The following is an 11,189-nucleotide window of genomic DNA, read 5'->3' on the forward strand; positions in this document are numbered from 1 at the left end:
ATGAATCCGATGTTAGCGTTGCGGCAGTATCAGAAGATCGGCTCCCAGGCTCAGACCTCGGAGGCCAGTCCTCATCGTCTGGTTCAAATGTTGATGGAAGGTGGCCTCGACCGCATTGCTCAGGCCAAGGGCGCCATGGCGCGCAGGGATATCGCCAGCAAGGGCGTGCTCATCAGCAAGGCCATCGACATCGTGGGCGGCCTGCGTGAGGGGCTGGATCTGGAAAACTCGCCCAGCGATGCGCTGGTCAGGCAGGACAGCCTCTATCACTACATGATGACGCGTCTGGCGGAAGCCAACGCCCGTAATGATCAGAAGATGCTCGATGAAGTCGCCGGCCTGTTGATCACCGTCAAGGAAGGCTGGGACGCTATCGGCACCTTGCAATAATCTGCTGGCCTGAGGAGAACAATAATGAGTGCTGCGCTCAAGCGTATCGAAGAAACCCGCGAAGCCTTGGTAGGCGCGCTGGCAGATCGTGACTGGGAGGCTATCGTCAAGCTGGATCTGGCGTGTCGCGAGTGTGTTGACGCGGTGGTCAGCGAAGCGCCCGACGACGAACCTGCACTGCGCAGCAACCTTGAGGAGTTATTGGGTGTCTACAGGCAGCTGATTGATGTTGCAACCGGTGAGCGTCAAGCGGTTGTCGAAGAAATGACTCAAATCCAGAATGCGAAGAGCGCGACGAAGGTATACCATCTGTTTGGTTAATGTTTAATTGTCATTTTTATTGTTCGACAAGAATTTCGCCATAAATTTGACTGTGTCCGTTTTTTTGACTTAACTAGTGATGTTTACTATTTTCTGGCGTCTCAAGGTTTATACAGCTGAGAAGCCAAGCTGCCCCCCAATCATGGGCATTGAGTTGACTAGGGAAGTTGCTATTGCATGTGGCGTGAAATCAAGATTCTGCTAATCGATGACGATAGCCAGCGCCGCCGGGATCTGGCGGTTATCCTGAATTTTCTTGGCGAAGAAAATCTCTCCTGTTCCAGTCAGGACTGGCAGCAGGTGGTCGGCTCTCTGGCGTCTCCACGAGAAGTACTCTGCGTACTGGTCGGCAGCGTAAACGCGCCGGGCAGCCTGCAAGGGCTTCTTAAGACCATCGCAGCATGGGATGAGTTCCTTCCTGTGCTGCTGATGAGCGAAAATTCCTCTGTCGAATTGCCCGAGGATTTGCGCAGGCGAGTCCTTTCTGCACTCGAAATGCCGCCCAGCTACAGCAAGCTGCTCGATTCGCTGCACCGTGCCCAGGTCTATCGCGAGATGTACGATCAGGCCCGCGAGCGCGGCCGTCATCGTGAACCGAACCTGTTCCGCAGTCTGGTAGGTACCAGCCGCGCGATTCAGCACGTGCGGCAGATGATGCAGCAGGTCGCCGACACCGATGCGAGCGTACTGATTCTGGGCGAGTCGGGCACTGGCAAGGAAGTGGTTGCGCGTAACCTGCACTACCACTCCAAGCGTCGTGATGCGCCGTTCGTGCCGGTCAACTGCGGTGCCATTCCGGCCGAGCTGCTCGAAAGCGAGCTGTTCGGACACGAGAAGGGCGCGTTTACCGGTGCGATCACCAGCCGTGCCGGGCGCTTCGAGCTGGCCAACGGCGGCACATTGTTTCTCGACGAAATCGGCGACATGCCACTGCCGATGCAGGTCAAGCTGCTGCGCGTCCTGCAGGAACGCACCTTTGAGCGTGTGGGCAGCAACAAGACGCAAAGCATCGATGTGCGCATCATCGCCGCGACGCACAAGAATCTCGAGACCATGATCGAGCTGGGCAGCTTCCGCGAAGATCTTTACTACCGTCTCAATGTGTTCCCGATCGAAATGGCGCCGTTGCGCGAGCGTGTCGAAGATATCCCGCTGCTCATGAACGAATTGATTTCGCGCATGGAGCACGAGAAGCGCGGTTCGATTCGCTTCAACTCCGCAGCCATTATGTCGCTGTGTCGCCATGCCTGGCCGGGCAACGTCCGTGAGCTGGCCAACCTGGTCGAGCGCATGGCGATCATGCACCCGTACGGCGTGATTGGCGTGGCTGAGCTGCCAAAGAAGTTTCGCTACGTCGACGACGAAGACGAGCAGATGGTCGACAGCATGCGCAGCGAGATCGAAGAGCGTGTGGCGATCAACAGCAATACGCCGAACTTCGCCTCTGGCGCGATGCTGCCGCCTGAAGGGCTTGATCTGAAAGACTACCTCGGTGGTCTGGAACAGGGCCTGATTCAGCAGGCGCTCGACGATGCCAACGGTATCGTTGCCCGCGCTGCGGAGCGCTTGCGTATTCGTCGTACGACGCTGGTCGAGAAGATGCGCAAGTACGGTATGAGCCGTCGTGAGGGCGATGAACAGGCAGATGATTGACGCCGGTTTTTTGTGCCAAAAACCAAGCCCCTGATTTTTCAGGGGTTTTTTTTAGGCACGGGGATTGCTAAGTCTCTCTTAACACACCGTTTACTGACGGTTCGCCACGAGAGAGATGAATCATGTCCCAGGCCGCCCAACTGACTTCCGCCCTATCTGTTCAGGCTCCGTACTCCCCGGAGCTGGAAAGTCGTCAGGGGCTTGAGCACGCATTCTCGCTGTTCAATCAAATGTCGGCGCAATTGACCGATTCCTACGGGGTGCTTGAAGCACGCGTCACCGAACTCAAGGGCGAACTGGCACATGCCGGCGCCCAGCGTCTTCAGGAGCTGGCGGAAAAAGAACGCCTGGCCAACCGCCTGCAGAATCTGCTTGATCTGCTGCCCGGCGGGGTGATCGTCATTGATGGCATGGGCGTCGTGCGCGAGGCCAATCCCGCTGCAATCGATCTGCTCGGGCAGCCGCTGCTGGGCATGCTCTGGCGTCATGTGATCAGCCGCTGCTTTGCACCCCGAGAGGACGACGGCCACGAAGTCTCCCTCAAGGACGGTCGCAGGCTCTCGATTGCCACACGCTCGCTGGATGCCGAGCCGGGTCAGTTGGTATTGCTCAATGACCTGACCGAAACCCGTCATCTTCAGGAACAGCTGGCCCGTCACGAGCGCCTGTCTTCACTGGGGCGTATGGTAGCCTCTCTGGCGCATCAGATTCGTACGCCGTTGTCCGCTGCCATGATCTACGCCAGCCATTTGACCGAGCAGGAACTGCCGGTGGAAACCCAGCAGCGTTTCGCCGCGCGGCTCAAGGATCGTTTACATGAGCTGGAGCATCAGGTTCGCGACATGCTGGTGTTCGCCCGCGGCGAACTGCCGCTGACGGATCGCCTGACGCCCGGTGCTCTGTTTCAGGCGCTGCAAAATGCGGCTGCGACGCATGTTCAGGGCGTGGCGGTGCGCTGGCAGTGCGACAGCATCGATGGCGAGCTGCTGTGCAATCGCGACACACTGGTCGGCGCACTGCTCAATCTGATTGAAAACGCCGTCCAGGCCAGCGCTGGCCGGACGCTGCTGAAAATTCACGCCTACAGTCGCGGCAACCAACTGCGAATCTGCTTCAGCGATAACGGCAGCGGCATTGACAAGGCCGCGCTGGCGCGCATCGGTGAGCCGTTCTTTACGACCAAGACCACCGGCACAGGGCTTGGCCTGGCCGTGGTGACGGCGGTGTCGCGTGCGCATCAGGGGCGCGTGGATTATTTGTCGCGGGTCGGCCGTGGTACCTGCGCCATTGTCAGTCTGCCGTTGATCCCGGCTTCCAGTTCGACAGGTAATCACTGATGCCGATCAATGTGCTGCTGGTCGAGGATGACCGTTCGCTCCGGGAAGCGCTTGGGGAAACCCTCGAGCTGGCCGGTTATGACTATCAGGCGGTCGGTTCCGCCGAAGAAGCACTGGTGGCTGCCGAGGCAACGCCCTTTAGCCTGGTGATCAGTGACGTCAACATGCCGGGCATGGACGGCCACCAATTGCTGAGTCTGTTACGCAGCCGGCATCCGCAATTGCCGGTGCTGTTGATGACGGCGCATGGCGCAGTCGAGCGCGCTGTCGATGCCATGCGCCAGGGGGCTGCGGATTACCTGGTCAAACCCTTCGAGCCCAAGGCGCTGATCGCGCTGGTTGCGCGGCATGCACTGGGTCGTCTGGAGCCTGCCGAGCGCGACGGGCCGATTGCGGTCGAGTCCGCCAGTATCCAGTTACTGAACCTTGCCAGCCGCGTGGCGAAAAGCGACTCCACCGTGCTGATCTCCGGCGAGTCCGGGACCGGTAAAGAGGTTTTGGCGCGTTTCATTCATCAAAACTCGCCCCGTGCCGATAAGCCTTTTATTGCGATCAATTGTGCAGCGATTCCGGACAATATGCTGGAAGCCACGTTATTCGGCCATGAAAAGGGTTCGTTTACCGGCGCCATTGCGGCGCAGGCCGGCAAGTTCGAGCAGGCTGACGGCGGGACGATCCTGCTGGACGAGATTTCCGAAATGCCGCTGGGACTGCAAGCCAAATTGCTACGTGTGTTGCAGGAACGCGAAGTCGAACGCGTAGGGGCGCGCAAGCCGATCGTTCTGGATATCCGCGTCGTGGCGACCACCAACCGCGATCTGGCGGGTGAAGTGGCGGAGGGGCGCTTTCGTGAAGATCTGTTTTATCGCCTGTCGGTATTTCCATTGGCATGGCAGGCGTTGCGTCAAAGGACTGCCGATATTCTGCCGTTGGCCGAGCGGCTTCTGGCCAAGCACGTCAATAAAATGAAGCACGCGCCGGTTCGTCTTTCCGCCGAAGCGCAGCAGTGTCTGGTGAGCTATCCATGGCCCGGGAATGTGCGGGAGCTGGATAACGCAGTACAGCGGGCCTTGATTCTGCAGCAGGGCGGGGTGATTCAGGCACAGGATTTCTGTCTGTCCGGGCCGGTTACCAGCCTGCCTGTTGCTGCCTCTGTCGAGGCTGCAGGGGCAGTGACTGGCACCACCGCGGAGAATGCAGGTGCCGGCGTCAGTCCGGAATCTGTCGGCGCGCTGGGCGATGACCTCAGGCGTCACGAGTTTCAAATGATCATCGACACCCTGCGTTCTGAACGGGGACGTCGCAAGGAGGCTGCGGAACGCCTGGGTATCAGCCCGCGTACATTGCGCTACAAGCTGGCGCAGATGCGTGACGCCGGAATGGATGTGGAAGCCTATCTGTTTGCCACATGAACCCGGCACACAGATCGCCGCTCCCGATCGGCGGTCACTGAATATTTTTGCTGTGATACAAGCCTGAAATAAACCCGGGGCCCCGTAGATACGGGCGGCCCGGCGCGAACTCGTGTCAAGCGACATGATGCACTCATCTGGTGTGGCAAATGGCCGCCATCTAGCTGGCATCGTTGTTGCTATACCTTCTGTACCCGCTGAATCAGTGTCAAAAATTTGCGGGCCTTACGAGAGATATGTCCATGAGCCAAGGTGTTGAATTTAATCGCTTGATGTTGGATATGCGGGCCATGCAGATGGATGCGATGTCTGCGTCCAAGCCCGTGTCCGGTGCGCAGGAAGCCGGTGCCAGCAGCTTCGCTGACATGCTTGGTCAGGCCGTCAACAAGGTCGCGCAGACCCAGCAGGCTTCCAGCCAGTTGGCCAATGCATTTGAAGTCGGCAAGAGCGGCGTGGATCTGACCGACGTCATGATTTCGTCGCAGAAAGCCAGCGTGTCTTTTCAGGCGTTGACCCAGGTGCGCAACAAGCTGGTTCAAGCTTACCAAGACATCATGCAGATGCCGGTTTAAGGGACGTACTGAGTCATGGCCGAAGCAGCTGCCGATACCGTTCCTGCAAGAACGGGCGATTCCGAAAGAAAACCGTTGTTCGGTATGTCTTTTCTGGAAAATCTTTCCGAAATGACCATGCTGCGTCAGATCGGCCTCATGGTCGGTCTTGCCGCGAGCGTGGCCATCGGCTTCGCCGTGGTGCTCTGGTCCCAGCAGCCTGACTATCGTCCGCTTTATGGCAGTCTGGCGGGCATGGACAGCAAGCAGATCATGGACACCCTGACTGCGGCGAACATCAACTACACCGTCGAGCCGAACTCCGGTGCGCTGCTGGTCAAGTCCGATGATGTGCAGCGTGCGCGTATCCAACTGGCCCAGGCGGGTGTGGTACAGAACGACGCTAACATCGGCTTCGAAATCCTCGACAAGGATCAGGGCCTTGGCACCAGCCAGTTCATGGAAGCCACGCGTTATCGTCGCGGGCTGGAAGGCGAACTGGCGCGTACCATTTCTGCGTTGAACAACGTCAAGGGTGCCCGCGTGCACCTGGCCATTCCGAAGAGCTCGGTGTTCGTCCGTGATGACCGCAAGCCAAGTGCATCGGTACTGGTCGAGTTGTACGCCGGTCGTTCGCTGGAGCCGAGTCAGGTCATGGCCATCATCAATCTGGTGGCCACCAGTGTTCCCGAGCTGAGCAAGTCGCAGATTACCGTCGTCGACCAGAAGGGCACTCTGCTTTCCGATCAGGCGGAAAACTCCGAACTGACCATGGCCGGCAAGCAATTCGACTACAGCCGTCGCATGGAAGGCATGCTGACCCAGCGCGTGCAGAACATTCTGCAGCCGATTCTGGGCAATGATCGCTACAAGGCCGAGGTCTCGGCAGTGGTTGATTTCAGCGCTGTCGAATCGACTGCCGAAAGCTTCAACCCCGACCAGCCTGCCTTGCGCAGCGAGCAGTCGGTCAATGAACAACGTTCCAGCAGCTCAAGCTCGGGCGGCGTTCCAGGTGCGCTGAGCAACCAGCCACCCGGCCCGGCGACGGCTCCGCAGACTGCAGGCGGTGGTGCCGCCGGTGCCGCCGGCCCCATCGCGCCAGGCCAGCCACTGCTGGATGCCAATGGTCAGCAGATCATGGACCCGGCCACCGGTCAGCCCGCGTTGGCGCCATACCCCGCCGACAAGCGCGTGCAGTCGACCAAGAACTTCGAGCTGGACCGTTCGATCAGTCACACCAAGCAGCAGCAGGGCCGTCTGACCCGCCTGTCGGTCGCGGTGGTGGTCGACGACATGGTCAAGACCAACGCGGCCAATGGCGAAGTGACGCGTGCTCCGTGGAGCGCGGCGGATCTGGCTCGCTTCACGCGTCTGGTACAGGATGCCGTGGGTTTCGACGCCAGCCGCGGTGACAGCGTCAGCGTGATCAACGTGCCGTTCTCCAGCGAACGCGCTGAAGTGCTGCCTGAGGCGTCGTTCTATTCGCAACCCTGGTTCTGGGACATCGTCAAGCAGGCGGTGGGTGTGATTTTCATCCTGATCCTGGTGTTCGGTGTACTGCGCCCGGTCTTGAACAACATCACCAACGGCAAGCGCAAGGAACTGGCAGGTTTCGGTGGCGACGCCGAACTGGGTGGCATGGGCGGTCTGGACGGCGAATTGTCCAACGATCGCGTAAGCCTGGGCGGCCCGCAGAGCATTCTGCTGCCGAGCCCGACCGAAGGCTATGACGCACAGCTGAACGCAATCAAGAGTTTGGTGGCTGAGGATCCTGGCCGTGTGGCTCAGGTTGTGAAAGAGTGGATCAACACTGATGAATGAACGAGCCATGGTAGCCAAACTCTCCAAAGTTGAAAAAGCGGCTGTACTGTTGCTCTCGCTGGGCGAAACCGATGCGGCTCAGGTGCTCCGGCACATGGGCCCCAAGGAAGTCCAGAAAGTGGGCGTAGCGATGGCGCAGATGCGCAACGTGCATCGCGAGCAGGTCGAAGAGGTCATGAGCGAGTTCGTCGACATCGTCGGTGATCAGACCAGCCTTGGCGTCGGTTCCGATGGCTATATCCGCAAGATGCTGACCCAGGCACTGGGCGAGGACAAGGCCAACGGCCTGATCGACCGGATCCTGCTGGGTGGCAATACCAGCGGTCTGGACAGCCTCAAGTGGATGGAGCCGCGTGCCGTCGCCGACGTGATCCGTTTCGAGCACCCGCAGATTCAGGCCATCGTGGTCGCCTACCTCGACGCCGATCAGGCGGGCGAGGTGCTTGGGCATTTCGATCACAAGGTCCGCCTCGATATCATCCTGCGCGTGTCATCGCTCAACACCGTACAGCCAGCGGCTCTCAAGGAATTGAACCAGATTCTCGAGAAGCAGTTCTCCGGTAACGCCAACACGTCGCGTACCACACTGGGTGGTATCAAGCGTGCGGCCGATATCATGAACTTCCTCGACAGCTCGATCGAAGGTTCGCTCATGGACTCGATCCGCGAGGTCGACGAAGACCTCTCGGTGCAGATCGAGGACCTCATGTTCGTCTTCAACAATCTTTCCGATGTCGACGACCGTGGTATCCAGGCGCTGCTGCGCGAAGTATCCTCGGACGTGCTGGTACTCGCGCTCAAGGGCTCGGACGAAGGCATCAAGGAAAAAATCTTCAAGAACATGTCCAAGCGTGCCTCTGAGCTGTTGCGCGACGATCTGGAAGCAAAAGGTCCGGTGCGTGTCAGCGATGTGGAAACCGCCCAGAAAGAAATCCTCACCATTGCGCGTCGTATGGCCGAGGCCGGCGAGATCGTACTCGGTGGCAAGGGTGGCGAGGAAATGATCTAAGGATTCAGCCGACTCATGTCCAGTTCCAATAAAGAATCGGCCAGCGACCTCATTCGCGCCAAGGACGCCGCGTTGCTCGACATCTGGGCGCTGCCCAGCTTCGATCCACACGTGGAGCCCGAACCTGAACCGGAACCCGAGCTGGTCGACGAACCGGCCGAGATGGAAGAAGTGCCGCTGGATGAAGTTCAGCCACTGACTCTGGAAGAGCTGGAAAGCATCCGCCAGGAGGCCTGGAACGAAGGCTTCGCCACCGGTGAAAAGGAAGGTTTTCACAGCACTCAGCTAAAAGTGCGTCAGGAGGCGGAGGTCGTTCTTGCGGCAAAAGTTGCCAGCCTGGAACAACTGATGGGTAATCTGCTGGCACCTATCGCCGAGCAGGACACCCAGATCGAAAAGGCCGTCATTTACCTCGTCGAGCACATCGCGCGTAAGGTCATTCAGCGCGAGCTGGTCACGGACTCGGCACAGATTGCCAGCGTGCTGCGCGATGCCCTCAAGCTATTGCCGATGGGCGCGCAGAATGTGCGAATTTTCATAAACCCTCAGGACTTCCTGCTGGTCAAGGCCATGCGTGAGCGTCACGAGGAGTCGTGGAAGATCGTCGAAGACGAAGACCTGCTGCCGGGCGGTTGCCGGATCGAAACCGAGCATAGCCGTATCGACGCCAGCGTCGAAACACGCATTGCCCTGGCGATTTCCAAGATGCACGACCAGTTGCATGAACAGGTCACTCATCCTGCTGCAGCGGATCTGAGCGTTGATCTGGATGTTTCGCCAGGCAAAGCCTCCAATGCTGAAGAATCTGACGCGGACACCCTCGATGCGCCTTGATCGCACCAGTTTCGCCAAGCGCCTCGGTTCCTATGCCGAGTCGATCAGCCTGCCTGCCCAGCCCGTAGTGGAAGGTCGGCTGCTGCGCATGGTGGGTCTGACGCTTGAGGCCGAGGGCCTGCGCGCGGCAATGGGCAGCCGGTGTGTAGTTATCAATGACGACAGCCATCACCCGGTGGAAGTCGAAGCTGAAGTGATGGGTTTTTCCGGTGGCAAGGTGTTTCTCATGCCGGTCGGCAGCGTGGCCGGCATCGCGCCTGGGGCGCGGGTTGTGCCGCTGGCCGATACCGGTCGTCTGCCGATGGGCATGAGCATGCTGGGCCGGGTGCTTGATGGTGCCGGTCGTCCGCTGGATGGTCGCTCGCCGATCAAGGCTGAAGACTGGGTGCCGATGGATGGCCCGACCATCAACCCGCTCAAGCGTGACCCCATCAGTCAGCCACTGGATGTCGGCATTCGGTGCATCAACGGTTTATTGACGGTGGGTCGCGGTCAGCGTCTCGGGCTGTTTGCCGGTACGGGCGTGGGCAAGAGTGTGCTGCTCGGCATGATGACGCGCTTCACCGAAGCGGACATTATCGTCGTCGGCCTGATCGGGGAGCGGGGCCGTGAGGTCAAGGAGTTCATCGAGCACATCCTCGGCGAGGAGGGCCTGAAGCGTTCGGTGGTGGTCGCTTCGCCAGCCGATGATGCGCCTCTGATGCGTTTGCGCGCAGCGATGTATTGCACGCGAATCGCCGAATACTTTCGTGACAAGGGCAAGAATGTCCTGTTGCTGATGGATTCACTGACCCGTTTTGCTCAGGCTCAGCGGGAAATCGCGCTGGCCATTGGCGAGCCGCCGGCCACCAAGGGCTATCCTCCATCAGTGTTTGCCCGCTTGCCCAAACTGGTCGAGCGCGCCGGCAACGCTGAAAAGGGTGGTGGTTCTATTACCGCGTTTTACACCGTGCTCTCCGAAGGCGATGACCAGCAGGACCCGATTGCCGATTCGGCGCGCGGTGTGCTGGACGGCCACATCGTGCTGTCCCGGCGTCTGGCCGAAGAGGGGCATTACCCGGCCATCGATATCGAAGCGTCGATCAGCCGGGTCATGCCCGCCGTGGTCAGCCCCGAACACATGGCGCGTGCGCAGCATTTCAAACAGTTGTGGTCGCGTTATCAGCAGACCCGCGATCTGATCAGCGTCGGCGCCTACGTGGCCGGTGGTGATCGCGAGACGGACATGGCGATCGCGCTGCATCCGGTACTGGTGCGCTATCAGCGTCAGGCGTTGCGCGAGAACGAAAGCATGCAGGGCAGCAGCGAGGCGCTGGCTTCGATCTTCGCACCAGCGCCTGGCGGCTGATAACCCATGGCGCAGAGTCGAGCGGCGCGTCTGGCGCCGGTGGTCGAGATGGCAGAGGCTGCCGAGCGAACTGCCGCCCAGCGCCTTGGGCACTTCCAGGGGCAGGTCAATCTTGCCAACAACAAGCTGCAGGAACTTGACCAGTTTCGTCAGGATTATCAGCAACAATGGTTGCAGCGCGGCAGTGCCGGGGTTTCCGGGCAGTGGCTGCTGGGTTATCAACGCTTTCTCAGTCAGCTCGATGTCGCCGTTGCCCAGCAATACAAAAGTCTTGAATGGCACAAAGCCAATCTGGATCGGGCGCGCAGCGCCTGGCAGGATTGCTACGCGCGGGTAGAGGGCTTGCGCAAGCTGGTGCAGCGGTACATGGACGAGGCGCGCAGGCTGGAAGACAAGCGCGAGCAGAAATTGCTCGACGAGTTGTCGCAGCGCCTGCCTCGTCATGAACAATTCTGACGTTTGACTCAATCAGACCCGCAGTGATCTCTCTGGCTGGTCTACGCTATCAATGTC

At 59.6% G+C, this 11,189-nt stretch carries 11 protein-coding genes; all 11 read left to right on the forward strand.

Annotated elements, in window-relative coordinates; translation table 11 throughout:
* The 11 genes from fliS (at position 1) to fliJ (ending at position 11,132) form a co-directional block, all read left to right on the forward strand.
* The gene (gene fliS / locus KBY08_RS03630; protein ID WP_003316801.1) at positions 1–390 is read left to right on the forward strand and encodes a flagellar export chaperone FliS; all 390 of its coding nucleotides are present in this window, start codon (positions 1–3) and stop codon (positions 388–390) included.
* A gap of 24 nt (positions 391–414) precedes the next feature.
* Entirely contained in the window at positions 415–711 is a 297-nt protein-coding gene (fliT, locus tag KBY08_RS03635; protein ID WP_003316802.1) for a flagellar protein FliT, read from the forward strand.
* 177 nt (positions 712–888) lie between these two features.
* Positions 889–2,364, forward strand: coding sequence for a transcriptional regulator FleQ (fleQ, locus tag KBY08_RS03640; RefSeq protein WP_003316803.1), 1,476 nt, complete (start codon positions 889–891; stop codon positions 2,362–2,364).
* 122 nt (positions 2,365–2,486) lie between these two features.
* A complete protein-coding gene (locus KBY08_RS03645; RefSeq protein ID WP_024643116.1) occupies positions 2,487–3,701 on the forward strand; it encodes a sensor histidine kinase in 1,215 nt (404 codons plus the stop codon).
* Entirely contained in the window at positions 3,701–5,113 is a 1,413-nt protein-coding gene (locus KBY08_RS03650; protein ID WP_111522241.1) for a sigma-54-dependent transcriptional regulator, read from the forward strand. The genes KBY08_RS03645 and KBY08_RS03650 overlap by 1 nt, the downstream gene beginning before the upstream one ends.
* A gap of 242 nt (positions 5,114–5,355) precedes the next feature.
* On the forward strand, positions 5,356–5,685 hold the full coding sequence (gene fliE / locus KBY08_RS03655; protein WP_024661307.1) for a flagellar hook-basal body complex protein FliE: 330 nt from the start codon (positions 5,356–5,358) through the stop codon (positions 5,683–5,685).
* Between the two features lie 15 nt (positions 5,686–5,700).
* A complete protein-coding gene (gene fliF, locus KBY08_RS03660) occupies positions 5,701–7,485 on the forward strand; it encodes a flagellar basal-body MS-ring/collar protein FliF (protein ID WP_004408062.1) in 1,785 nt (594 codons plus the stop codon).
* The gene (fliG, locus tag KBY08_RS03665; protein WP_011268442.1) at positions 7,478–8,494 is read left to right on the forward strand and encodes a flagellar motor switch protein FliG; all 1,017 of its coding nucleotides are present in this window, start codon (positions 7,478–7,480) and stop codon (positions 8,492–8,494) included. Before fliF ends, fliG begins: the two co-directional genes overlap by 8 nt.
* Before the next feature lie 15 nt (positions 8,495–8,509).
* Complete coding sequence (gene fliH / locus KBY08_RS03670; RefSeq protein ID WP_011268441.1) at positions 8,510–9,328, forward strand: flagellar assembly protein FliH; 819 nt, start codon at positions 8,510–8,512, stop codon at positions 9,326–9,328.
* Entirely contained in the window at positions 9,318–10,676 is a 1,359-nt protein-coding gene (gene fliI / locus KBY08_RS03675; RefSeq protein WP_011268440.1) for a flagellar protein export ATPase FliI, read from the forward strand. Before fliH ends, fliI begins: the two co-directional genes overlap by 11 nt.
* Before the next feature lie 6 nt (positions 10,677–10,682).
* Positions 10,683–11,132 (forward strand): flagellar export protein FliJ, encoded by a 450-nt coding sequence (fliJ, locus tag KBY08_RS03680; RefSeq protein WP_002554288.1) that lies wholly within the window; start codon positions 10,683–10,685, stop codon positions 11,130–11,132.
* Positions 11,133–11,189 lie beyond the last annotated feature (57 nt).

This window comes from Pseudomonas sp. P135, from assembly GCF_020312125.1.
In the GTDB taxonomy this organism is placed as follows: domain Bacteria; phylum Pseudomonadota; class Gammaproteobacteria; order Pseudomonadales; family Pseudomonadaceae; genus Aquipseudomonas; species Aquipseudomonas fragariae.

Bases quoted from the DNA above. Each gene is read 5' to 3' on its own strand.
- fliS (WP_003316801.1), top strand. From the start codon at position 1: ATGAATCCGATGTTAGCGTTGCGGCAGTATCAGAAGATCGGCTCCCAG.
- fliT (WP_003316802.1), top strand. From the start codon at position 415: ATGAGTGCTGCGCTCAAGCGTATCGAAGAAACCCGCGAAGCCTTGGTA.
- fleQ (WP_003316803.1), top strand. From the start codon at position 889: ATGTGGCGTGAAATCAAGATTCTGCTAATCGATGACGATAGCCAGCGC.
- KBY08_RS03645 (WP_024643116.1), top strand. From the start codon at position 2,487: ATGTCCCAGGCCGCCCAACTGACTTCCGCCCTATCTGTTCAGGCTCCG.
- KBY08_RS03650 (WP_111522241.1), top strand. From the start codon at position 3,701: ATGCCGATCAATGTGCTGCTGGTCGAGGATGACCGTTCGCTCCGGGAA.
- fliE (WP_024661307.1), top strand. From the start codon at position 5,356: ATGAGCCAAGGTGTTGAATTTAATCGCTTGATGTTGGATATGCGGGCC.
- fliF (WP_004408062.1), top strand. From the start codon at position 5,701: ATGGCCGAAGCAGCTGCCGATACCGTTCCTGCAAGAACGGGCGATTCC.
- fliG (WP_011268442.1), top strand. From the start codon at position 7,478: ATGAATGAACGAGCCATGGTAGCCAAACTCTCCAAAGTTGAAAAAGCG.
- fliH (WP_011268441.1), top strand. From the start codon at position 8,510: ATGTCCAGTTCCAATAAAGAATCGGCCAGCGACCTCATTCGCGCCAAG.
- fliI (WP_011268440.1), top strand. From the start codon at position 9,318: ATGCGCCTTGATCGCACCAGTTTCGCCAAGCGCCTCGGTTCCTATGCC.
- fliJ (WP_002554288.1), top strand. From the start codon at position 10,683: ATGGCGCAGAGTCGAGCGGCGCGTCTGGCGCCGGTGGTCGAGATGGCA.